Origin of the sequence: Sphaerotilus microaerophilus (assembly GCF_023734135.1) — a bacterium.
GTDB classification, from domain to species: domain Bacteria; phylum Pseudomonadota; class Gammaproteobacteria; order Burkholderiales; family Burkholderiaceae_C; genus Sphaerotilus; species Sphaerotilus microaerophilus.
The window spans coordinates 980838-1003609 of sequence record NZ_AP025730.1; the positions used below are offsets into that span (position 1 = coordinate 980838).

Below are 22772 nucleotides of genomic sequence, written 5' to 3' on the forward strand. Positions count from 1 at the left end.
CGCCTCACTCATGCCGCAACGCCTCGATCGGATCGAGCTGCGCCGCGCGCCGAGCCGGGAAGAAGCCGAACACCACGCCGATGGCGGCGGAGAAGGCGAAGGCGAGGCCGTTGATGCCAGGCTGGAATTGATAGCCCACGCCCATCAGCTCGGAGATGCCGATCGAGGCGCCGGTGGCCAGCAAGATGCCGACCAGCCCACCCAGCGCGGACAGCGCCACCGCCTCGATCAGGAACTGCAGCAGCACCTCGCGCTCCAGCGCGCCGATGGCCAGGCGGATGCCGATCTCGCGGGTGCGCTCGGTCACGCTGACCAGCATGATGTTCATGATGCCGATGCCGCCCACCAGCAGGCTCACCGCGGCCACGGCGCCGAGCAGGGAGGTCATCAGCTGGGTGGTGCCCGACAGCGTCTCGGCGATCTGCTGGGTGTCCAGCACGTTGAAGTTGTCGTCGTCGTTGTCGGAGAGCTTGCGGCGCTCGCGCAGCAGGCGGTGGAGGTCGCGCTTGACGCTGGCGCTGTCGGCGTCGTCGCGCAGCGAAACCAGCAGGGTGTTGATGGTGGTGCGGCCGGTGACACGGCGCTGCGCGGTCTTGAGCGGCAGCAGGATGGTGTCGTCCTGGTCCATGCCCATGGCGGCCTGGCCCTTGGAGATCAGCACGCCGATGACCTCGCAGCTGAAGGTCTTGATGCGCACCTGGCTGCCGAGCACCGCCTCGGTGCCGGTGGCGGCCCCGAACAGCTCGCGCTTGACGGTGGCGCCGATGATGCACACCGCGCGGCCGGAGGCCAGCTCGTCGTCGGCAAAGGCGCGGCCGGCGGCGAGCTTCCAGTTGTTGGTCTGGAAGTACTCGTTGCTGGTGCCGGTGACGGTGGTGGACCAGTTGCGGCCCTCGGCGATGACGGTGACGGCGCCGCGCACCTCGGGTGCCGCCGCGGCCACGCCGCCGATCTGGCTGGCGATGGCCTCCAGGTCGGCGATCGAGAAGGCCGGCGCGCCGCTGGCGCCCATGCCGGGGCCCAGGCGCTGGCCGGGGCGGATCTGCAGCAGGTTGCTGCCGAGGCTGGAGATCTGGCTCTGCACCGCGCGGGTGGCGCCGTTGCCGACGGTGACCATGGTGACCACTGCGGCCACGCCGATGACGATGCCCAGGATGGTCAGGAAGGAGCGCAGCAGGTTGCGGCGGATCTCGCGCAGGGCGAGCAGGAGGGTGTTCCAGATCATGTCGGTGCTTCCCCGGTGGCAGCGGCGGCCTGCTCGGCATCGCTGCCCATGGCCTGGGCGGGGGCAGCGCGGCCCAGCGCGGCGGGATGCGGGTTGAGCTCGTCGCGCTCGATGCGGCCGTCGCGGAAGTGCACCAGCCGGCGGGCGTAGGCGGCCATGTCGGGCTCGTGGGTGACCATCAGCACGGTGATGCCGTGCTCGGCGTTGAGGGCCCAGAGCAGCCCCATGATCTCGTGGCTGCGCGCCGAGTCGAGGTTGCCGGTGGGCTCGTCGGCCAGCAGCACGGTGGGCTGGGTGACGATGGCCCGCGCGATGGCCACGCGCTGCTGCTGGCCGCCGGAGAGTTCGGCTGGCGTGTGGTGCTCCCAGCCGGCCAGGCCGACCTGGGCCAGCGCGGCGCGGGCGGCGGCATGGCGCTGGGCGGCGCTCTCGCCGCGGTAGAGCAGCGGCAGCTCGACGTTCTCCTGCGCCGAGGTGCGCGCCAGCAGGTTGAAGCCCTGGAAGACGAAGCCCAGGTGGCGGCGGCGCAGTCGCGCACGCTGGTCGCGCGTGAGACGCTGCACCTCGACGCCCTGGAAGGCGTAGCTGCCGCTGCTGGGTACGTCCAGGCAGCCGAGCAGGTTCATCACGGTGGACTTGCCCGAGCCGCTCGGGCCCATCACGGCGACGAACTCGCCCGCGGCGATCGTCAGGTCCACACCCTTGAGCGCCTGGAAAGCCGCCTGGCCGCTGCCGAAGGTCTTGGTGATGCCGCGCAGGCGGATCAGCTCCGCCCCGGCGGGGAGCGACGGTGGGTTCACTTGGCGGCTCCAGTGGAACCGCTGGCTTGCTCGGTGATGACCGCCATGCCTTCGCGCAGGGCCGGGCCGCTGACCTCGGTGAGGCGGCCGTTGCTGAGGCCGGCCGTCACCTCGACGGCCACGGGCCGGCCGTCCTGCAGCACCCACAGGCGCTTCGGGCCGCTGCCGGCGCCGCCGGACTTGTCGGCCGCACCGCTGCTGCGCCGCGGCGTGGCACCGCCGGGTGGGCGCGGCATCAGCTTGGAGACGATGCCGCCGCCTGCGCCGCTGGCCGCGGCTGCCGGCGCGCTGCCCGGGCTGCTGCCGGCCTCGGCCGGGGTGAAGCGCAGCGCCCGGTTGGGCACCAGCCACACGTCGCGGCGCTCGGTGGCGGTGATCACCGCGGTGGCGGTCATGCCGGGGCGCAGGCTGAGGTCGGCGTTGGGCACGTCCATCAGCGTGGTGTAGGTGACCACGTTGTCGGTGATGGTGGAGCCGTAGGCCACGCGCACGATCTGCGCCGGGTAGTGGCGCCCCGGCCAGGCGCTGACGCTGAACTTGGCCGCCTGGCCGGCCTGCACCTGGCCGACGTCGGCCTCGTCGACGTTGACCGAGAGTTGCAGCCGGCTCAGGTCCTCGGCGATGGTGAACAGCGTCACCGCCTGCAGCGAGGCGGCCACCGCGTAGCCGGGCTCGACCGCGCGGGTCAGCACCACGCCGTCGATCGGCGAGCGGATGGAGGCCTTGGACAGGTTGGTCTCGTTGGTGCTCAGCGTGGCGCGAGCGCTGGTGACGGCTGCGCGCGCGGCGTTCTCGGCCGCCACTGTCTTGTCGAGCGTGGCGCGGGCGCTGTCCAGCTCGGCCGCCGAAGGTACCTGGCCGTTCGACAGCCGGTGCACCTCCTCCAGGCGCTGCAGGTTGGCGCGCGCCTCCTTGACCGCGGCCACCGCCTGGCCGACGCCGGCGTCGGCCGAGGCCACCGCGGCGCGGGCGCTGGCGATCTGGTCGAGCAGCTTGGCGGTGTCGAGCTCGACCAGCACCTGGCCCTTCTTCACCACGTCGTTGACGTCCACCCGCACCTGCGCGACCGTGCCGGACAGCTCGCTGCCGATGCTCACGGTGCGGGTGGCCTGCAGCTTGCCGTTGGCGGTGACGTTGAGCTGCAGCGTGCCGCGCGCCAGCGGCTCGGTGACGAAGCGCGGTGCGGCCTGCTGGGCGCTGCGGCCCAGCCACCACCAGGCGGTGCCGGCGGCGATGAGCAGCAGCGCGGCCAGCACCCAGGGCAGCGGGCGGCGCCACCCGGGGCGGACGGCCTCGTCGCCGAGCAGGTTCTGGAGGGAGGAGGAAGCGGAGGTCATGGGCGACGTGACGATGGATTCAGGGGTTCGGGGCAACGCCGGCAGGGGCGGCCGTTGCAGGGCCGGTGTCTTCCCAGCCGCCGCCCAGGGCCTTGTAGAGGCGGATCAGGTTCAGGCGCTCGTCGGTGCGGGCGCTGGCCAGGCTGTTGTCGGCCGAGAGGGCGCTGCGCTGGGCATCGAGCAGGGTGCCGAAGTCGATCAGCCCGGCCTGGTAGCGCTGGCGCGCCAGCAGCAGGGCGGTCTGGGCCGCGTTCTGCGCCTCGCCGAGTGAGCGCAGCTGGGCGCGCGTGGCGCCGAGTGCGGTCAGCGCGTTCTCGACGTCCTCCAGCGCCGCCAGCACCGCCGCGCGGTAGCTGGCGCGGGCCTGCGCCAGCACGGCCTGCTGCTGGTCGATGGCGGCGCGGCGTGTGCCGCCGTCCCAGATCGGCCAGTCCACCGCCGCGGCCACGCCGCTGACCAGGGCCCCGGCCGTGCCCAGGCCGGAGAGCGTGGCGGCCTTCAGCGCCAGGCTGCCGCTCAGGCTGAAGCGGGGCCAGCGCTGGGCCTGGCGTTGGCCGAGCCGTTCGGCCTCGGCCTGGATGGCCAGTTCGGCGGCGCGCACGTCCGGGCGCTGGCGCAGCAGCTCGGCGGGCACACCGGCGGGCAGGTCGCGGGTACTGGCGGGCAGGCGGTCGGCGCTGCCCAGCCGTTCGCGCAAGGCAGCCGGCGGCTGGCCGAGCAGCACGGCGAGGCGGTGCTCGGACTGGGCGATCGACGCCTCCAGCGCCGGCAGGTTGGCGTGCAGCTGCTCGGTGGACAGGCGCGCCTGCTCGGCGTCCAGCGTGCTGGCCAGCCCGGCCTGGGCGCGCCAGCGTGTCAGCGCCAGGGTCTGCTCCTGGGCGGCGAGGTTGTCGCGGGCGATGCGCCACTGCGTGCGGCTGCCGCGCAACGTGGCGTAGGCGATGCCCACCTCGGCGGTCACCGTCATGCGGGTGGTGGCCAGGTCGGCGGCGGAGGCGGCCATGTCCAGATCGCGCCCGCGCTGCGCGGCCGACTGGGCACCGAAGAAATCCGGCTCCCAGCTGGCATCCAGCCCGGCCTGCCAGGTGTTGACGCCACCCGTGGCGCGGCTGCGATTGCGGCTGAGGCCGGCGCTGCTGCCGAGCTGGGGCGAGGCGCCAGCGGCCTGGCTGTCCCGCAGTGCGCGGGCCTGGTCGAGCCGGGCGCGGGCGATGGCCAGGTCGGTGTTGCCCTGCAGGGCCTCGTCGATCAGGGCGGTGAGCAGCGGGTCGTCGAACTGCTGCCACCAGCGCGCCAGGGCAGGGCGGTCCAGCGTGGCGGGACGTTGGCTGGCTGCGGAACCAGCGGAAGCGGCGGCCGCAGCGGACCACGCAGCGGGCGGGGTCAGTGCCGCTTCGCGGGCTGTGCCAACGGGCGCCGTGCTGGCACAGGCGGCCAACAGGGCGGTGGACACCAGGAGCGGCCAAAGTGGCCAGCGGGGGAGGAAGACAGTTGCAGGTGACACGGGCTGGGGGGCTCCAGACGGCGGCCCGAGGCCGCACGGTTCACTTTGTAAAGTGAAGCGGGCTCGCCCGTGTGGATGTCACGTAAAGAACTGTGCGATGGTCCGCTGGCCGTGGCGTCGGGAGGGCCCAGCTTGATCCTGGTCAGGATGGTGCCATCAGGGAAAGCGCTTTGTTCCCCTATCCAGCGGCCACCGCGGATCCGGCTTTGCCGGTCCGCTGGTGGCGCCCCCTTGAGGGGGAGCGGCGTCAGCCGCAACGGGGGTGGGTCATTTCAGGGCGACATCACCACCTGGTTGCGCCCGGCGCGCTTGGCCTCGTAGAGCGCGGCGTCGGCGCGGCGCAGCAGGTCGTCGAGCGAGGTGTCCTTGCTGCGGTGGGCGGTCAGGCCGGCGCTGTATTCCAGCGTGAAGCCCAGCTCCTGCTCGGAGCGGCGGCGCAGGCGCTGGCGCAGGCGCTGGTCGAAGGCCAGCGCGGCCGCCTCGTTGGTGTGCGACAGCAGCACGCAGAACTCCTCGCCGCCGTAGCGGCCCACCAGATCGCCGCTGCGCAGCTCCTCGCGCAGCACGCTGGCGGTGAGCTGCAGGGCCTGGTCGCCGGTGGCATGGCCGCGGCGGTCGTTGATCTGCTTGAAGCGGTCCAGGTCGATCATCAGCATGATCATCGGGTGGCCGTAGCGCTTGGCGTCGGCCAGCTGCAGTTCGGTGCGCTCGGACCAGGCGCGGCGGTTGAGCACCTGGGTCAGGCCGTCGGTGATGGCCAGCGTCTTCAGCTGCGCCTCGGCCTCTTCGCGATAGGCCGCCAGCACGCCGATGCCGGTCAGCACCGTCGCGGCGTTGTTCAGCAAAGAGCCGATCAGGTTGACCGGGTGCGGGGTGGCAAAGGTCGGGTACAGCTCGGTGAAGAAAGCGCCCAGCACGCCACACCAGAGCGTCACCAGGGCGAGGGTGGCCATCGACCCCCCGATCAGCGAGCGCCAGCGCCAGCTGCCGGGCGCGCCGGGGCGGATGGCCTCGGCCGCCAGCCACAGCATCTGAGCGCCGATCACCCCGTTGGCCAGGCCGACCCGCCAGGGGTAGTGGTGAAAGGTCAGCGCGTACAGCAGCGGCATCACCAGCGCGGCCAGGTAGAGCCTGCGCGGCAGGCAGGGGCGGCCACGCCATTTGCGCACCGCCTGCAGCAGCAGAACCAGACTGAGCGACATCAGCAGCATCGCCGGGGCGGAGAGCAGCAGGTCGCCCCAGGTGTCGCGGAAGAAGCCCGACGCCACCAGGCAGCTCCAGCCGATCGCCTGGGTCAGCGCACTGGCCTGGGCGCACAGCGCCGCGCGGCTGCCCTGGCCGAGCAGGGCCACCGACAGGCCCAACGCCACCGCGGTCACGTTGACCGTGTAGACGATCATCAGGGTCAGGCTGTCGAGCGGCATGGGGCTGCGGGCGTCGTGGCGGCGGCGGGTGAGCGGGTCAGACGGCCCGGGGCCTCACTGGAAGGCCACCTCGGCGAAGCTGCGCAGCTTGCGGCTGTGCAGGTGGTCCAGCCCCTGTCCGCGCAGGATCTCGATGGCCCGGATGCCGATGCGCAGGTGCTGGTCGACCCGCTCCCGGTAGAACGCGTTGGCCATGCCGGGCAGCTTGATCTCGCCGTGCAGCGGCTTGTCGCTCACGCACAGCAGGGTGCCGTAGGGCACGCGGAAGCGAAAGCCGTTGGCGGCGATGGTGGCGCTCTCCATGTCCAGCGCCACCGCGCGGCTTTGGCTAAAGCGGCGCTCCGGCCCACCGTTGTGGGTCTGCGGCAGCAACTCCCAGTTGCGGTTGTCGGTGCTGGCCACGGTGCCGGTGCGCATGATGGCCTTGAGCGCGTAGCCCGACAGCTGCGTCACCTCCGCCACCGCCCGCTCCAGCGCGATCTGCACCTCCGCCAGCGGCGGGATCGGCACCCACAGCGGCAGCTCCTCGTCGAGCACGTGGTCCTCGCGCACGTAGCCGTGCGCCAGCACGTAGTCGCCCAGCTGCTGGGTGTTGCGCAGCCCGGCGCAGTGGCCCAGCATCAGCCAGGCGTGCGGGCGCAGCACGGCGATGTGGTCGGTGATGTTCTTGGCGTTGGCCGGGCCGACGCCGATGTTGACCATCGTGATGCCGGCGTGCCCCGGGCGCTGCAGGTGGTAGGCCGGCATCTGCGGCAGGCGCGGCGGCGGCGCCCCCAGCGCATCGTCGGGCTCGGCCGCCAGGCCGGCGCGGCGCGTCACGACGTTGCCGGGCTCGATGAAGGCGCTGTACTCGCTGCCCGCATCGGCCATCAACTCGTGGCCCAGGCGCACGAACTCGTCGATGTAGAACTGGTAGTTCGTGAACAGCACGTAGTTCTGGAAGTGCTCCGGCCGCGTGCCGGTGTAGTGGCGCAGCCGGTGCAGCGAGTAGTCCATGCGCGGCGCGGTGAACAGTGCCAGCGGGTGGCGCAGCACGCCGTCGGCGCCCGGTTGCGGCTCGTGTGTGCCGTTGGCAATGCCGTCGTCCATCGCCGCCAGGTCGGGCAGGTCGAAGCAGTCGCGCAGCTGCAGCCGCCGCTCGGGGGTCAGCGAGCCTTCGAGGTGGTCGTGCTCGGCCAGGCTGAAGTGCACCGGGATCGGCTGGGAGGACAGCCCCACTTCCAGCGCCACGCCATGGTTCCTCAGCAGCAGCTCGAACTGCTCGAGGTAGTAGCGCTCGAACAGGTCCGGGCGCGTCAGCGTGGTTTCGTACACCCCCGGCCCGGCGACGAAGCCGTAGGCCAGGCGCGAATCGGCGCGCGCCACCGTGTCCACCCGCACCCGCACGAAGGGGTAGCAGGCCCGCACGCGCGGACCCAGGTCGGCACCCGAGACGAAGGCCTGCAGGCTCGCGCGCAGGTGGCTGGTGCCGCTGTCGTAGATCGTCCGTGCATGGGCCAGGGCTGCGCCGGCGTCGGTGAAGCTCTGGGTGGTGATCAGCGTGGCGGGCATGCTTCCATTGTCCCTGAAGTGAAACAACTGGTGACGGCGGGCACGCCGCTGCGGTCGCCCGGCGGGCCGGGCAGGAGGAGAGTGTGAGATCTTGCCGACGCTGCGTGACAGGCGCAGCCCGCGGGTCATTGGGCAGGGCGGTCCCTGGCCGCAGCCGGGCTCAGGCGCCGCCGCTGCGATGCTTGGCGGCGCGGCTGGACAGCGCGTTCGGGAAGTACATCGCCGTCAGGCTCTGGCTGTGCACCGGCGAGAAGTGACGCAGGTCGGCGCGGCCGTCGTTGCCCTGGGAGGCCTCGGTGTAGCGGCGCCAGTCGCGCACCCAGTGGATCGCGTCGCACACTTCCAACAGCCCCAGCGTCTCGCGGTCGCCCACCAGGATGCCCTGCACGCGCAGGCCGTGCCGCTCGCGCGCGTCGTCCAGGCGCTGCAGGGTGTGCGGCACGCAGCCGAACTCGCCATCGCTGACGATCAGCAGGTCGGCGCTGCGCCAGGCGGCTTCGTGCACGCATTCGATGGCGCGCTCGATCGGCGTCTGGATGTCGGTGCCGCCGTCGAAGGCCAGGTCCATCAGCTCCAGCAGCGGGCCCAGGCCGGCCTGGGCGATCGTCAGGTCGCGCTCCAGCAGCTCGCCAGGCCCACCGAAGGCGATCAGCCGGCAGGCCCGCTTCGACTCGTGCGCCACGCGCAGGGCGGCCAGCACCACCGCGCGGGCGATGTTCTCCGGCGCGCCACGCATCGAGCCCGAGGTGTCCAGGCAGACGATGATCGGCCCGCGTTCGCGGGCCTCCGGCTCGGGCGCCGCGCCCTGGCGCCGCGGCGGGGCGAGCGGGTCCGGCCGCCAGTCCACCAGCACCGCCTCGGACTCCCAGCTCAGCAGCCGCGCCTCGGCGTGGCGGGCGCGCCAGAGCTTCTTCAACACCGGGTGGCGCAGCATCACCGCCTCGCCGGCCAGCATGCGCTCGGGCCGCCCGCTCAGGTGGATGCCGGTCAGCTCGCCGGGCAGGTCGGGCAGGCGGGTTTCGACGGCCTGCAGCGGCCGCTCGCCCGGCCGGTCGTCGGGGTGCTCGGCCGGCGGTGGTGTCCAGGGCGTGACGCTGCGCTCGCTGCGGCCGAGCCGGCGGATCAGCTCCACCAGCGCCGGCAGCTGCTCCAGCCAGGCCTGGGCGCGCCGGGCCTCGCGCCAGGGGCGCGAATTGAGGTGGCCGCGCAGCTCGTCCCAGCGCAGCTGCGCCAGGTCGCCCAGGCCTTGCAGCAGCACCAGCTGTTCCTCCAACGAGGCCGCTTCCAGCGTCCAGGCGGCGCGGAACTCGGCGGTGACGTGGGCGATCGCCTCCACCCGGCTCAGCCGCGGCTGCAGGTCGGCCAGCTGGTCCAGGTGCCACAGCAGGGTGCGCAGCACCTGCTGCATCAGCGCGGGCGTGCCGCGGCACAGCCCGCTGAGGGCCAGCTCGCCCACCACTTCGCGCAGCGGCGCGCTGGCGGGGCGGTCGCCAAAGTCGGCGTCGGCCGGCGGCAGCTCACCCGCCAGCAGGTGGGCCTGCCAGCGCCCGATGTCCGCCAGCCGCCGCCCCGCTTCGCCCACGCTGGTCACCAGGCCGGGCAGCCAGAGCTCGCGCGGCAGCGGCGCCAGGCGGTCCCAGGGGTGGTCGAGGGAGTCCGTATCCGTCATGCCGGCAGCCTGTAATCCCTTCAGACCCCCACGACCCTTCAAGCCGGGACGGTGACCGGCTCGGGCACCGCGGCGGGCAGGGCCTCGTCCACCGGCAGCGCGGCAAAGCCGGCACGGGTGGCCTGCAGCCGTGCTGCCAGGCTGTCGAGCAGCGCCAGCGTCGCCGCCGGGCCGGCCTGCAGGCGCTGCCCCAGTTCCGGCGGCAGCCACAGCCGCTGCGCCAGGCGGGCCGCCAGCCCGGCCGCCTGCTCGGCGATCGGCGCGCGCTCGCGGGCGATGTGCGCCAGGATCTCGTCCACCTGCGCCAGCCGGGCGGCGATGTGCACGCAGCTCCAGTGGCGGCGCATCTGCTCCTCCAGCCGCGCCGAGACGATGCGCAGCATGCCGTCGTCCTGGCTGCCACCTTCACTGCCATCCCCGCGACGCAGCGCGCGCGCCAGCGCCAGCTTGCCGGCCGCGTCATCGCTCTCATCGGCCTGGGCGCTGGCTTCCAGCTGCAGCTGCTGCTCGAAGGTCTGCACCGCCCGCTCCAGCCAGGGTGCCTCGCGGGCCGTGCAGTCCAGCCACTCGGCCTCGAACCACTGCTGCACCTCGCCCACCTGTTCCGGCCGGCCGCTGACCACGTAGGGCGCCAGCCAGAGGTCCAGCGCGTCCAGCTCCTCGCGGCCCTCGCTGCCGGCGGCCACGCGCATCAGGCCGACCCACTGGCGCCAGCGCCGGTCGGACACCGGCCACTGCCGCGCCGCCAGCCAGCCGCGCAGCGCGGAGCAGCCCTGCAGCGCCGCGTCACCGAGGCGCACGCGATCCGCCGCGGCCTGCAGCGCGGTGCGCTCGGCGGGGCCGATCGGCGCGGGAGCGGCTGCCGCCCCATCGCCACTCGCCGTGGCCTCGCCCAGCCCCAGCAGCGCGCTGAAGGCCGCATCGCTCACCGGCGCCACCGGCACGCGCAGCAGGAAGCGGTCGAAGAAGGCCTGCAGCGCCTCGTCGGCCGGCACCTCGTTGCTCGCGCCGATCACGCTGACCAGCGGCGTGCGCAGCCGCCCGCTGCCGTTGTCGAACTCGCGCTCGTTGAGCAGCGTCAGCAGCGCGTTCAGGATCGCGGAGTTGGCCTTGAACACCTCGTCCAGGAAGGCGATGCCTGCGGTGGGCAGGAAGCCGGTGGTCAGCCGCTCGTAGCGGTCGTCCTCCAGTGCCTTCAGCGACAGCGGGCCGAACAGCTCCTCGGGCGTGGAAAAGCGCGTCAGCAGGCGCTCGAAATAGCCCGCCCCGTCAAACGCTCGGTGCAGCCGCCGCGCCAGCTCGCTCTTGGCGGTGCCGGGCGGGCCGATCAGCAGCACGTGCTCCCCGGCCAGTGCGGCCAGCAGGGCCAGGCGCACGGCGCTGCTGCGTTCGAGCAGGCCGGCTTCGAGGGTGGCGAGCCAGGCGCTCAGGCGTGGCCGCAGTGCGTGGGGCGGGTTGGGCACGGTCATGGCCGTGCAAGATATCAGAGCCTGGTCGGCCCGGGGCGCAGGCTGTGTGTGTCGAGCATGTGCGCGCCGGCCAGGTGCAGCGCCTTGGGCAGCAACTGCACGGTCAGGCGGGCGGCGCTGGGCAGCGCCTCGCCGTCGGCCGCCAGGGGCAGGGGCTGGTCGGCCTCGATGAGCAGCTTGCGGAAGCTGTGCAGGCTCACGCCCTCGGCGCGCATGTGGCGCCCGCGCAGCAGGCGCGGCAGCAGGGTGAGGGCACGGATGCGGCCGACGTCACCAGCCAGCAGCAGGTCCAGCCAGTGGTCGTTCAGCCTTGCGGTAGGCACCGCGGGGATGCCGCAGCCGTAGGTGGGGGTGTTCAGCATCGCGGCCAGCAGCGCCGGGCCGTCGTGCACGGGGCGGCCATCGGCCCAGATGCGCAGCTCGCGCGGGGCGGCATGCACCAGTTCGCGCAGCGTGGCCCAGAGGTAGCGGTTGCGCCCGGCCAGCCAGGCCGGGGCGGACAGCGAGCGGGCGGTCACGGCGGCGTCGAAGCCCACCGAGCAGCTGGAGACGAAGTAGCGCAGGTCGGCACCGACCTCGATCTGGCCGAGGTCGATCGGCGCCGTGGGCGCGTGCAGGGCGTAGGCCAGGGCCTCGGGCCAGCGCAGCCCGGCCACGCCGATGGCCCGCGCCACGTCGTTGCCCGAGCCGGCCGGCACCAGACCGACGCGGTGGCCGTTGCGCATCAGCGCCGGCAGCATGGCGTGCAGCGTGCCATCGCCACCGACCAGCGCCACGCGCGTGCAGGGCGCCAGCACCATCAGCGTGGCCTGGGCCGCCTCGGTGTTGGGCGGCACCAGCAGGGACACGCCCGGCGCGTTGTGCGCCAGCCAGGCCTCGATGGGCCGGCGCAGCGTGCGGGCACGCCCGCCGTCGGCCTGCGCATTGAGCAGGACGACGCCAGCGGGCTCGATCGCGCCGGGCAGCATCGCCAGGGCCGGGCCGCAGGCCTCAGTAGCTGTAGACGCCGCGGCCGGTCTTGCGGCCCAGGCGGCCGGCGGCGACCATTTCCTTCAACAGCGGGCAGGGGCGGTACTTGGAGTCGCCGAACTCCTTCAGGTAGACCTCCATCACCGCCAGGCAGACGTCCAGGCCCACCATGTCGGCCAGGGCCAGCGGGCCGATCGGCTGGTTGCAGCCCAGCTTCATGCCGGCGTCGATGTCCTCGGCGCTGGCCAGGCCCTCGGCGAGCACGAAGAAGGCCTCGTTGATCATCGGCACCAGGATGCGGTTGACGACGAAACCGGGGGCGTTCCTGACCGTGATCGGGGACTTGCCCAGGCGCAGCGCCAGTTCCTTGACCGCGTCGTGGGTGGCGTCGCTGGTCTGCAGGCCGCGGATGATCTCCACCAGCGCCATCATCGGCACCGGGTTGAAGAAGTGCATGCCGATGAACCGTTCGGCGCGTTTGGTGACGGCGGCCAGCTGGGTGATCGAGATCGAGCTGGTGTTGGTGGCCACCAGCGTTTCGGGCGGCAGCGCCTCGTCGAGCAGCTGCAGGATCTTGATCTTGAGCGCGTGGTTCTCGGTGGCCGCTTCGATGACGATGTCGGCGCCCTGGAGGTCGGCGTAGTCGGTCGAGCCCTGGATCAGCGCCATTGCCGCGGCCTTCTGCTCGGCGGTCAGCTTCTCTTTCTTGATCAGGCGGTCGAGGCTGCCGGACACGGTGGCGATGCCCTTGTTCACCGCAGCCTCGTTGATGTCCACCATCGTGACCTTCAGGCCGACGACGGCGCACGCCTGTGCGATGCCGTTGCCCATGGTGCCTGCGCCGATGATGCCCACGCTGTTGATCGTCATGTTCGAGACTCCTGTCATTGGAAGGGGAAGATGGCGATGCGGCCCGGCCAGACCGGTGCCGCCCTGCCCTCCATTGTGCGCCGAGCCTGCTGACGTGGCTCTGCCAGGCGGGTCGGCTCAGGCGGCCGCGGCGATGCTGTTGCTGCGGTGCAGCATCTCCTCGATCTCGGCGGCAGCCACCGGGGGGGAGTACAGGAAACCCTGGTATTGGTCGCAGTGCTGGCGGCGCAGGAAGTCGAGCTGCTGCTCGGTCTCGATGCCTTCGGCCACCACACGCAGGCCCAGGCCATGCGCCATCGCGATGATGGCGCGGGTGATCACCGCGGCGCTGCCGGTGCCCGACGCGCACTCGGCGACGAAGCTGCGGTCGATCTTCAGCTCGTCGAGCGGGAAGCGGCGCAGGTAGCTCAACGAGGAATAGCCGGTGCCGAAGTCGTCCAGCGCCAGGTGCACGCCCAGCTGCTTGACCGCCGCCAGCGTGTCGGCCGCGCTGGAGCCGGTGTCCATGATGGCCGACTCGGTCAGCTCCAGGCAGAGCTGCGATCCGTCCACGCCGGTCTCGCGCAGGTTGTCGCGCACGGTGTCGGCCAGCCCGGGGCGGCGCAGCTGATAGCTGGAGACGTTCACCGCCACCGGCAGTGGCGGCAGGCCCAGGCGGCGCCAGGCGGCCATCTGGCGGATCGCCTCGCGCAGCACCCAGGCCCCCAGGGGCACGATCAGGCCGGTCTCCTCGGCCACCTCGATGAAGGCGGCCGGGCCGAGCCGCCCGCGCAGCGGGTGCTGCCAGCGCACCAGGGCCTCGGCGCCGCAGAGGCGGCCGTGGGCGATGTCCACCTTGGGCTGGTAGAGCAGCTGGAGTTCGCCGCGCTCCAGGGCGTGGTGCAGCTCGCGCTCCACCGCCAGCCGGCTGGTGAAGCGCCCGTGCAGCGCCTGCGAGTAGAAGCGCACCGGGTTGGCCGCCGGCGAGGCGTCGGCCTGGCCGTGGCGCATCGCCAGGATGGCGCGCTCCAGCACCGTGTCCTTGTCCAGCCCGTCGCCGGGAAAGACGGCGATGCCCACCCGGCATGAAAGGAATACCTCGTGGCCCGCCACCTGCAGCGGTGCGCGCATGGCCTCGGCGATGCGCTGGGCCACCACGCTGGCGTGGTCGGGGCGGACGATCTGGGGCAGCAGGACGGTGAACTCGTCGCTATCGCCACGCGCCACCTGGGCGGATGGGTCGGACTCGGCCCGCTGCGCGTCGGCGCTGTCGCCGAGGGCCTCGTGGCTGACCAGGTCGGTGTCGCGCACGCAGGTGCTCAGCCGCAGGCCGACCTCGCGCAGCAGCTCGTCACCCAGCGTGATGCCCAGTGCGTCGATGACGGGCTTGAAGCGGTCCAGGCCCACCTGCAGCACCGCGCCGGTGTGGCCGTGGCGGCGGCTGGCCCGGATGGCCTCGTCGAGGCGGCGCAGCGACCACTCCCGGTTGGGCAGCCCGGTCGAGCCGTCGGTGAAGGCCAGCTGGTCGTGCCGGTCCTTGAGCCGCAGCACGTTGCGCAGGCGCAGCGCGAACTCGGCGGGCTCCAGCGGCTTGGGCAGCACGTCGGCCGCCTGCAGCTGCAGCGCGCGCAGGCGGTCGGCCGGCAGGTCCTCGGCCTGGGTGGCGATCACCGGCACCTGGCGCAGCAGGCGGTCCGCCTGCATGGCGGCCAGCAGCGCCAGGGCGGCGGGCGAATGGGGGGTCAGCTCCAGCAGCACCAGGTCCGGGCGCTCGTTGCGCAGCGCGGTCAGCACGATTTCTGCGCTACGGCCTTCGTTCACATCCAGTGCCGTGACCTGGCCGTAACCGAGCGAATGCAGCAGCTCCACCAGCTCGGCGGCTGCCAGCGGCTCGTCGTCGGCTACGACGATGCGGCTGCCAGGACGGTGGCCGGTCGATGCGGCTTGGCCGGCGCAGGGGACGGAGGGCGGGGTCATGTTGGGGGCGACGGTCACGGGGCGAAGGCGGCGTCAGACGACAGCGATCTGGTCGTGCACGGCCACTGCGTTCCAATGGGGAAGGCGTCGCCGCATGGTGGCGGTCACCTCGCTGGCAAGCAGGCGCTGCCCGATGTAGCGGCCCTGCAGCGTGACGCAGCCGAGGGCGCGCAGGGTGCGGGCCTGTTCGATGGTTTGCAGGCCGTCGGCGCGCAGGGGCAGTCCAAGGGTGCGGGCCATCGCGACGACGGCCTGGACGATGGCGCGGGCCGTGCCATCCGCCACGGCGGTGCGTGCCAGTGCCGGGTCCAGCGCCAGTGCGCTGATCGGCAGCTCGCGCAGCCGGGCGATGGACAGGCCACCGGAGCCGAAGCCGGTCAGCGTGACCGGGCAGCCCAGCTCGTGCAGCGCCTGTAGCGTGGCCAGCGCCGAGTCGCCCGCGGCGGCAAGGTGGCCTTCGCTGATCTCGAATTCGAGCGCCGGGGGCGGCAGGCCGGTGTTCGCCAGCGTCTCCCGGGTGGCGCTGGCCAGCGCCGCGGTCTTCAGTTGTGACGGCGTCAGCGGGATTGCCAGGCCAGCGGCCGGGGTGCCCGCTTGCCGCCAGGCCTGCAGATCGTCACAGGCCTGGCGCAGCACCCAGGCACCGATCGGACCCATCAGGCCCTTGTCCTCGGCAATGGCCAGGGAGCTCGCCGGCTCGGCCTGGCCATGCACCGGGTGGTTCCAGCACAGCTGCACCCGGACCGCGTCCATGACCGCGTCGGCCGCCTGGATGCGCGGCTGGTAGCGCAGCTCGAACTCGCGGCGTTCGAGCGAATGGCGTAGCGAGGCTTCGATGTCGAGCCGATGCAGCAGGTCGTCGGTGAGTTCGGAGCGGTAGAACTGGACGTTGTCGCGGCCGGATTTCTTGGCGTGGTACATCGCCGCGTCGGCGTGCTTGAGCAGGGCGGCCGGGTCGCCGGCATCGTCCGGGCACACCGCAATGCCGATGCTGGTGCTCAGGCTCAGTTCGCGGCCCGCCACGGTGAAGGGCAGGCGCATCTCTGCCTGGATGCGCTGCGCCACGGCGAGGGCGTCCTCGGTGCGCGATAGGTCCAGGATCATCGCGGTGAACTCATCACCGCCCAGCCGGGCGAGCTCGATCGCTGTGTCGCTGGCGCCGGGCTCGGCGCGTCGCGTCACCCAGTCGGACGGCCGCACGCTCGCGCGCATGCGCTCTGCGGCAGCCCGCAGGATCTCGTCGCCAGCGTCGTGCCCGAGCGTGTCGTTGATGCCCTTGAAGCCATCCAGATCCATGAACAGTACCGCGAGCTTGCTGCCGCTGCGTGCCGAGCGCGCGACCTCGCGGCCCAGACCTTCCAGGAAGGCGCGGCGGTTGGGCAGGCCCGTCAGGCTGTCAAAGTAGGCGAGGCTGGTCACATGGGCCTCGGCCTGCTTGCGCTCGGTGATGTCGCGCGCCAGCGCGACGAAGCGCGTCGGCTGACCAGGCTCGACGGCCCTGCGTGCCACCGACAGCTCAAACCAGTGCGGCCCGGTGGGCAGATCCAGCTCGTACTGCCGTCCCGTGGAGCTGCCATCCTGGTCGGCCGACTGCAGCGCCTGCAGGCAGACCTCGGCCGCCTTGGGGGGCAGGATCTCGGTCACCAGCTTGCCGATGAACGCCTGTGCCGGCGCAGCAAGGAGGTCGCGGCGCGGAGAATGGTGGTCGTGAATGCGGCCGTCCAGGTCGACCTCGAACAGCAGGTCGGGGATGGCCGCCAGGATCGCGGCATGGCGGGCTTCGGCCCGGTGCAGCGCCCGCGACGTTTCATGGGCGCGCCAGAGGTAGCGCACGCGGTGGCCCAGCAGGGCCCAGTTGATCGGTTTGGCGATGAAGTCGGTGGCGCCCGAGTGATAGGCCTGCTCGACCGACTCGACATCGTCCATGCCGGTGACCATCACGATGGGCAGGTGCTCGCCGGCTTGGGCGCGCAGGACGGCGCAGATGTCGAAACCGCTCAGGCCTGGCATGTCCACGTCGAGCATGACCATGTCGCAGGGCGCCTCGGCAAAACGACGCAGCGCTTCCTCGCCATCGGCGGCCAGGTGCACTTCGAAGCCGGCCTTGCGCAGGGCCGCACGCATCAGCAGGCGGGCGGTGGACTCGTCGTCGACCACCAGCACGCGGGTCGGGGTGTCATCGCTCATGGGATCTGTTCCAGGATCTGCTGCAGGGCGTCGGCGGCGCGGATGTGTTCCCGGCGGGTCTGCTCGATCGATGCGCGGGCGTCGCCCATGCGGTTCTCGCGGCCGCAGCGCTCCAGTTCGCGCCAGCAGGCCGACAGGGCCTGCGCACCGACGTTGGCCGAGCTCGACTTGAGCGCGTGCGCGGCGCGGGCTAGCGCCGCGGCGTCACCGCTGGCCAGGGCGCCGTCGACCTGTGCCAGGCCCAGGCCTGCGTCGTGCAGCCAGGTGCCCAACAGCTCCCGCACCAGGGCATCGGTTCCGCTGTCGTCGAGCTCGCGCAGCGTGGCGAGCGCGGCTGGGTGGATCGCCGGGTCGCCCTCGTCCGCCGGGTCCGGGATGTCGTCCCGTGGTTGCGGAGGGGCTGGCGGCGCGGCTGGAGCTGTCTCAGCCTGGGGCGCCGCAGCCGACGGGGGTTCGGTTGGCGAAGGTGCCGCGCGCTGCAGCCAGGGCGCCATCACGGTGCGCAGCTCGCGCAGCGTGTAGGGCTTGGCGAGGAAGGCGTCCATCCCCGCGTCAAGGCACTTCTGCTCGTCGCTCGGCATGGCGTTGGCCGTCAGGGCCACCACGGGCAGCGCGGCGAGCACCGCGTCGGGCAAGCTGCGGATCGCGGCGGTGGCTTCGTAGCCGTCCATCACCGGCATCTGGCAGTCCATCAGGACCAGGTCAATGCCCTGGCCGGCCTCTTGCTGCTGCAGCATCTCCAGCGCCCTGGCACCGTGCTCGGCCGAGAGCGTCTCCAGGCCGAGCTTGCGCAGCATGGCCTGGGCCAGGGTGCGGTTCACGGCGTTGTCCTCCACCAGCAGTACCCGGCCGCGCAGCGGTGGTGTCCTCGCCTTGGACGTGCCGCCGGCGGGCAGCGAGGCATCGGGCAGGGCCGAAGGTGGCTGAGCGGCCGTGCCCGCCAGGACGGAGGTGACGGCGCGCAGCAGGTCGGCGCGCCGCACCGGTTTGTTCAGGAAGCGCCGGATGCCGCTGCGCTCGCGCGAGCGCGGGTCCGTGCTGGCGAAGGTGGAGCTGAGCATCAGCATCGGCAGCTCCCGCAGGGCCGCCTGGGCGTGGATGCGCCGGGCGAGTTGCAGGCCGTCCATGTGCGGCATGTGCATGTCCAGGATCGCCGCCTGGAAGGGGGCGCCGTTGCGCTGGGCGCTGTCCAGCAGGCGCAGGGCCTCGGTGCCGTCCGCGGCACAGGTCACCGCCATCCGCCAGGCCTGCAGCTGGCTGAGCAGGATCTCGCGGTTGGTGTGGTTGTCGTCCACCACCAGCACGCGCAGGCCGGCCAGTGCTGCATCCGGCAGGGCCCGTGGCAGCGCCTGCGTGGCGCGCGGCAGGTCAAGCTCGATGATGAAGTGGGCACCCCGGCCGGGCTGGCTCTCGACGCGAATGTGCCCGCCCATCAGGCCGATCAGGCGACGGCAGATCGCCAGCCCCAGGCCGGTGCCACCGAATCGCCGCGTGGTGCTGCCATCCACCTGGGCGAAGTGCTCGAAGATGCGCTCGTGCATCTGCGCCGCGATGCCGATGCCGGTGTCGCGCACCGACAGGCGCAGTCGGCAGCGTCGCTCGTCGCAGCCCAGGCGGTCGATGCCTACCACCACCTCGCCGTGGTCGGTGAACTTGATGGCGTTGCCGATCAGATTGGCCAGTACCTGGCGCAGGCGGAAGGGGTCGCCGCGCAGCGCCATGGGCTGGGCTGCGGCGCCCGGGCCGGCTCCCAGGGCAGGCAGCAGCCGGGCAGCCAGCTCCAGGCCCTTGTCCTCGGCCGGGCGGGCAAACATGGCCAGTGCCTCCTCGATCACGTCGGCGAGGTCGAAGTCCTCCTCCTCCAGCACCATCCGGCCGGACTCGATCTTGGAGAAGTCCAGGATGTCGTTGAGCACGCTCAGCAGGTGCCGGCCCGAGGTCTGCACCGCCTCGGCCCATTCGCGCTGCTGCGGCTGCAGGTCGCTGTCGATGAGCAGCTCGTTCATGCCCAGCACACCGTTCATCGGGGTGCGGATCTCGTGGCTCATGGTGGCCAGGAACTCGCTCTTGGCCTGGCTGGCCGCTTCGGCGGCTTCCTTGGCGACCTGGAGCTGGGCAGTGCGGCGTACCACCTCCATCTCCAGCTGGTCGCGCTGAGCCGCCAACGCGGTGTCGCGCTCGCGGATCTGCGCCAGCATGGCGGCCAGCGTATTCAGCTCGGTGATCGGGCCGGTCTCGCGGGCGCTCAGGGCGTAGTTGCCGTCGCTGGACACCCGCTCCATCAGGCCGGTGAGCTCCGCCAGCGGTTGCAGCACCGCTGGGTGGATGCGCTTGAGCAGCCGCTCGCTGGTGCCCAGCGCCAGCAGCACTGCGGCCAGCGTGGAAGCGAGTTGCAGCGCCGTGATGCGGTACAGCCCGCCCAGGTCGATGCCGATGAGCAGGTGGCCGGGCGCGCGCCCCTGCTTCAGCGGCACGCTCTGGCGCAGCCAGACGTGGCGCGCCTCCACGCTGGTGGGCTGGCGCAGCGAGTCCTCCTGCGGTGGCGATTCATGCTCGCTGTGCCGGTAGGACGCGAACAGACGGCCCGCGGGGGTGTATAGCGCCGCCATGTGCAGGTCGGAGGCATGCTGCAGCGAGCCCAGCACGTCACTGGCCGACGTGGGGTCCTCGAACATCAGCGACGCGGCGACGTTGTCGGCCAGCACCGCGGCCTGGGCGCGGCTGCTGTCGATCAGGCCAAGAACCCCGAGCACGAAGTTGCTGACCACGATCAGTGTCGCGACGATGCCCACCGCTGTGCCCAGGGCCTTGCGGTTGACGCGGTTGAGCCGGTCGCCCAGCGGCAGTGCGGGGGTGCCCAGCGGCGGTGTGGCCGTCATGGCAGCACTTCCGTGGCCAGGCGCAGCAGGCGCGCGCTCAGCGTGAGCCGCGCCGCGCGCGCGGCGCCCTGGTGGGCCTCGAAGCTCACCTTGCCGCCGGCCAGGTTCATGTTCAGCATCACGCCGTGGCGCAGCGCTCCCGGTGTGTCGGCCACGGTGAGCATCGGCTGGCCGCGGGCCGCGTCGAGGGCGCGGATGGCCTGGGTCGTGCCGGGGGCCGTGACGAAGACGATCTGGCAGCCGGTCCAGGCTTCGCCCTGGGCGCGACGGGAGACGGCCAGGCTGCGCTGCCCGACCGGCCGGCCCTGCAGGCCGTCGATCTCGCGGCCAAAGGGGTCTGCGCCGGCCAGGCACAGCTGCAGGGTGTTGCCGACCTCGGTGGGCCACTCGGTGTACAGCGCGAAGTTGTAGAGGAAGGCGGCCTTGAGGCGGTACTCCGGCACCTCCTGGGCCAACGCGTTGGCCCCCGCCAGCAGGACGGTGACGGCCGCGAGGATCCGAAGGACGCGGGGCGATCCGCCGCCCGGTTTCTGCCTGGCGTGGAGGGTCATCGCGGCACCTCCTGGCGTGCCGGCATGGGGGCCGCCGAGCGTGTGCCTGGCTGCGACCCGGGCGAGACCTGCGCCTGCAGCAGCCGTTCCAGCGGCCAGCTCAGCAGCTCGTTGAGGGTGCAGGGGTGAGGGTGGGGGTAGGCGCCGATGGGCAGCAGCAGGCCCAGGCCCAGCGCCAGGGCGCCAAGGCAGCACGGGTGTCGGCGTTGCGCCTGATCGGTGGTGGGGGGCATCGGCGGTCTCAGAAGCGGGTGCTCAGTTCGATGCGCAGGCTGCGACCGTCCTGCGCGAGGGCGTTCTGCCAGCTGGTGTCGGCACCGGGGTGCTGGTAGCGCCTGTCCAGCGCGTTGCGCAGGGTGAAGGTCACGTCGGTGGCGGGCAGCAGCGAGCGCGCCAGCAGGTTCAGGTCGATGACGCTGTGGCCGCCCAGGCGGGTGCCGTCCAGGCTCTGGCGGGCACCGTCGTGGCGCCAGCCCAGGCCGGCGTGCAGGCCCCAGGCGGGCAGCGGCACGCTGGCGTTGAGCTTGCCCAGCAGTCGCGGCGAGTTCACCAGGCGGCTGCCGCCGGTCTGGTACGCGCCCTGGTACGCCAGGCTGCCGCGCAGGCGGGCGCCGCCTGTCCAGGTGCGGTCGGCCGACAGTTCCAGCCCCTGCGCACGCACGCGCGGCCCCGACTGGTACTGCGTCACACCGCTGGTGGGGTCGATGGTGCCCAGCGTCACGAGGTTGCTCATCTCCCAGTGGTAAAGCGAGGCGCGCAGGCCCAAGTCACTGCCGGCGCGGTGGTCGGCCACCAGCTCCGTGGTCACAATGCTCTCGCCCTTCAGGCCGGGGTTGCCGACCTGTGCGAAGCCGTCGTCGTAGTCGCGCTCGTAGGCATTGGGGGCGCGGTGCGCGCGGCCGTACAGCGCCTTCAGCGTGGTCGCGGGGTCGGCCTGCCAGATCAGCGCCGCGCGTGGGTTGCGGTGGCTGCCGGTGCTGTTGTTGCGGTCCAGCCGCAGGCCCAGGGTGGCGGTGAGCGTGTCGCCCAGGCGCCATTCGTCCTGGGCGTACAGCCCGACACGGAAACCCTCGCGGCGGATCACGATGTCGTTGGCCGGATCGGTGAGGTCCTGGATGTGCTGCTCCTGCCGCCGGTTGGCCTGGCCCTCCCAGCCCAGCATCAGCTTGTGGCCGGCCCAGGCCTGCGAGACCAGGCGCAGCTCGGCGCCGTGCCAGCGGCTGCTGGCGGGAAAGGTGAACCAGCCGCCGTCGTAGCTCAGCCGGCTGTCGTAGCCTTCGCGGCCGTGGAACAACCGGGCGGAGCACTGCCAGCGGTCGTCGTCCCAGCGGCCGTCGTACTGCAGTTGGGTGAGCGAGTAGCGGTCGCCCTGGTACTGGCCGCGCACCAGCGGGTCGGACCGGTAGGCGCCGGTGGGGTCGTCCTTGCGGCGGCGGCCCTCGGCGTGCTCAAGCGACCAGCTGCCGCGGCCGATGCGCGCGAACCACTCGCGGTCGCGCTCGCCGTCCTGCCCCGTGGCCTCGCCCTGCGCGCCGGACTCGCCGTAGCTGAGCGTGTGGTTCTCGCCGCGCCCGCGTAGGCCCGAAGCCGACAGCAGCACGTCCCAGCCGCTGTCGAGCTGCCGGCCCCAGCTCAGCCGCGCCTCACTGCTGCGCTGCCGGCCCTGCCGGGCCAGCGACGCTTCGGCACCGCCCAGGTCGGCGCCGTCGCGGGTGATCACGTTGACCACGCCGAACATGGCGTTCTGCCCGTACACCGCCCCGCCCGGGCCGGGCATGAACTCGATGCGCTCGATCAGCGCCAGGTCGATCGGGAAGTGACGCCCGAACGGGCCCGAGTCGTAGGTCGGGTCGTTGACGCGGTTGCCGTTGAGGGTCAGCAGCACGCGGGTGTTGTAGTCCCCGGGGATGCCGAAGCCGCGCGTGCCCAGGTAGAGGTACTGGCGGTCGTAGGTGGCATAGATGCCCGGCAGGCTGGCCAACGCCTCATCCAGCGTGCGCCAGCCGTGGGCCTGGATCTCGGCCTGGGTGATCACGCTCACCGCCGCAGGCACCTCGTTCTGCTTCTGCTCGTACTTGGAGGCGCCGACGACCTGGATGTTGACCAGCTGTTCCAGGCTCATCGCGGTGAGGTCGCCCTCACCGGGCCGTGTGACCGCGTGGGCCGCCTGGGTTGCCATCTGGCTGCCCAGCGTGGCCAGGCAGGCCAGCAGGCAGCGCGCAACGGGGTGGCGCAGCGGGGCAGCGGGGCAGCGGGGCGTCGGGCGCGGATCGTTCATGGCAAGGAGGTCAAGGTGGGGCACGCTGCGCTCGTGCGGCGTCGCCGGCCGTGGGCGGCCAGACGCGTCACGAAGGTAGTTCGCATCACCCGGCAGCAGCGCC

At 72.4% G+C, this 22772-nt stretch carries 16 protein-coding genes; all 16 read right to left on the reverse strand.

The window, feature by feature from the left end:
• Positions 1-4 precede the first annotated feature (4 nt).
• The gene (locus tag NGK70_RS04285) at positions 5-1225 is read right to left on the reverse strand and encodes an ABC transporter permease (RefSeq protein ID WP_251972138.1); all 1221 of its coding nucleotides are present in this window, start codon (positions 1223-1225) and stop codon (positions 5-7) included.
• Positions 1222-2025 (reverse strand): ABC transporter ATP-binding protein, encoded by an 804-nt coding sequence (locus NGK70_RS04290; protein WP_310742579.1) that lies wholly within the window; start codon positions 2023-2025, stop codon positions 1222-1224. Before NGK70_RS04290 ends, NGK70_RS04285 begins: the two co-directional genes overlap by 4 nt.
• Positions 2022-3362 carry an efflux RND transporter periplasmic adaptor subunit gene (locus NGK70_RS04295; RefSeq protein ID WP_251972139.1) on the reverse strand — a complete coding sequence of 447 codons (1341 nt, stop codon included), beginning with the start codon at positions 3360-3362 and terminating at the stop codon, positions 2022-2024. The genes NGK70_RS04290 and NGK70_RS04295 overlap by 4 nt, the downstream gene beginning before the upstream one ends.
• 19 nt (positions 3363-3381) lie before the next feature.
• Complete coding sequence (locus NGK70_RS04300) at positions 3382-4815, reverse strand: efflux transporter outer membrane subunit (RefSeq protein ID WP_251972140.1); 1434 nt, start codon at positions 4813-4815, stop codon at positions 3382-3384.
• A 323-nt stretch (positions 4816-5138) separates the two neighbouring features.
• Entirely contained in the window at positions 5139-6290 is a 1152-nt protein-coding gene (locus NGK70_RS04305; protein WP_251972141.1) for a GGDEF domain-containing protein, read from the reverse strand.
• A gap of 54 nt (positions 6291-6344) precedes the next feature.
• The gene (locus tag NGK70_RS04310; protein ID WP_251972142.1) at positions 6345-7841 is read right to left on the reverse strand and encodes an AMP nucleosidase; all 1497 of its coding nucleotides are present in this window, start codon (positions 7839-7841) and stop codon (positions 6345-6347) included.
• 160 nt (positions 7842-8001) lie between these two features.
• Positions 8002-9510, reverse strand: a complete 1509-nt coding sequence (locus NGK70_RS04315) for a VWA domain-containing protein (RefSeq protein ID WP_251972143.1) — start codon at positions 9508-9510, stop codon at positions 8002-8004.
• 38 nt (positions 9511-9548) lie between these two features.
• Entirely contained in the window at positions 9549-10979 is a 1431-nt protein-coding gene (locus tag NGK70_RS04320; protein ID WP_251972144.1) for an AAA family ATPase, read from the reverse strand.
• A gap of 14 nt (positions 10980-10993) precedes the next feature.
• A complete protein-coding gene (locus tag NGK70_RS04325) occupies positions 10994-11947 on the reverse strand; it encodes a diacylglycerol/lipid kinase family protein (RefSeq protein ID WP_251972145.1) in 954 nt (317 codons plus the stop codon).
• A gap of 22 nt (positions 11948-11969) precedes the next feature.
• Entirely contained in the window at positions 11970-12818 is an 849-nt protein-coding gene (locus NGK70_RS04330) for a 3-hydroxybutyryl-CoA dehydrogenase (protein ID WP_251972146.1), read from the reverse strand.
• Between the two features lie 117 nt (positions 12819-12935).
• Positions 12936-14774, reverse strand: coding sequence for a putative bifunctional diguanylate cyclase/phosphodiesterase (locus NGK70_RS04335; RefSeq protein WP_251972147.1), 1839 nt, complete (start codon positions 14772-14774; stop codon positions 12936-12938).
• A gap of 33 nt (positions 14775-14807) precedes the next feature.
• Positions 14808-16961 carry a putative bifunctional diguanylate cyclase/phosphodiesterase gene (locus NGK70_RS04340; RefSeq protein ID WP_251972148.1) on the reverse strand — a complete coding sequence of 718 codons (2154 nt, stop codon included), beginning with the start codon at positions 16959-16961 and terminating at the stop codon, positions 14808-14810.
• A complete protein-coding gene (locus NGK70_RS04345; protein ID WP_251972149.1) occupies positions 16958-19840 on the reverse strand; it encodes a response regulator in 2883 nt (960 codons plus the stop codon). The genes NGK70_RS04340 and NGK70_RS04345 overlap by 4 nt, the downstream gene beginning before the upstream one ends.
• Positions 19837-20391, reverse strand: a complete 555-nt coding sequence (locus NGK70_RS04350) for a YfiR family protein (RefSeq protein WP_251972150.1) — start codon at positions 20389-20391, stop codon at positions 19837-19839. The genes NGK70_RS04345 and NGK70_RS04350 overlap by 4 nt, the downstream gene beginning before the upstream one ends.
• The gene (locus NGK70_RS04355; RefSeq protein ID WP_251972151.1) at positions 20388-20624 is read right to left on the reverse strand and encodes a hypothetical protein; all 237 of its coding nucleotides are present in this window, start codon (positions 20622-20624) and stop codon (positions 20388-20390) included. The genes NGK70_RS04350 and NGK70_RS04355 overlap by 4 nt, the downstream gene beginning before the upstream one ends.
• 8 nt (positions 20625-20632) lie before the next feature.
• Complete coding sequence (locus NGK70_RS04360) at positions 20633-22669, reverse strand: TonB-dependent receptor plug domain-containing protein (protein ID WP_251972152.1); 2037 nt, start codon at positions 22667-22669, stop codon at positions 20633-20635.
• Positions 22670-22772 lie beyond the last annotated feature (103 nt).

What these genes read in the sequence shown, in the direction of transcription:
- NGK70_RS04285 (WP_251972138.1), bottom strand. Translation starts at nt 1,225, where the DNA reads ATGATCTGGAACACCCTCCTGCTCGCCCTGCGCGAGATCCGCCGCAAC.
- NGK70_RS04295 (WP_251972139.1), bottom strand. Translation starts at nt 3,362, where the DNA reads ATGACCTCCGCTTCCTCCTCCCTCCAGAACCTGCTCGGCGACGAGGCC.
- NGK70_RS04305 (WP_251972141.1), bottom strand. Translation starts at nt 6,290, where the DNA reads ATGCCGCTCGACAGCCTGACCCTGATGATCGTCTACACGGTCAACGTG.
- NGK70_RS04310 (WP_251972142.1), bottom strand. Translation starts at nt 7,841, where the DNA reads ATGCCCGCCACGCTGATCACCACCCAGAGCTTCACCGACGCCGGCGCA.
- NGK70_RS04315 (WP_251972143.1), bottom strand. Translation starts at nt 9,510, where the DNA reads ATGACGGATACGGACTCCCTCGACCACCCCTGGGACCGCCTGGCGCCG.
- NGK70_RS04320 (WP_251972144.1), bottom strand. Translation starts at nt 10,979, where the DNA reads ATGACCGTGCCCAACCCGCCCCACGCACTGCGGCCACGCCTGAGCGCC.
- NGK70_RS04325 (WP_251972145.1), bottom strand. Translation starts at nt 11,947, where the DNA reads ATGCTGCCCGGCGCGATCGAGCCCGCTGGCGTCGTCCTGCTCAATGCG.
- NGK70_RS04330 (WP_251972146.1), bottom strand. Translation starts at nt 12,818, where the DNA reads ATGACGATCAACAGCGTGGGCATCATCGGCGCAGGCACCATGGGCAAC.
- NGK70_RS04335 (WP_251972147.1), bottom strand. Translation starts at nt 14,774, where the DNA reads ATGACCCCGCCCTCCGTCCCCTGCGCCGGCCAAGCCGCATCGACCGGC.
- NGK70_RS04340 (WP_251972148.1), bottom strand. Translation starts at nt 16,961, where the DNA reads ATGAGCGATGACACCCCGACCCGCGTGCTGGTGGTCGACGACGAGTCC.
- NGK70_RS04345 (WP_251972149.1), bottom strand. Translation starts at nt 19,840, where the DNA reads ATGACGGCCACACCGCCGCTGGGCACCCCCGCACTGCCGCTGGGCGAC.
- NGK70_RS04350 (WP_251972150.1), bottom strand. Translation starts at nt 20,391, where the DNA reads ATGACCCTCCACGCCAGGCAGAAACCGGGCGGCGGATCGCCCCGCGTC.
- NGK70_RS04355 (WP_251972151.1), bottom strand. Translation starts at nt 20,624, where the DNA reads ATGCCCCCCACCACCGATCAGGCGCAACGCCGACACCCGTGCTGCCTT.
- NGK70_RS04360 (WP_251972152.1), bottom strand. Translation starts at nt 22,669, where the DNA reads ATGAACGATCCGCGCCCGACGCCCCGCTGCCCCGCTGCCCCGCTGCGC.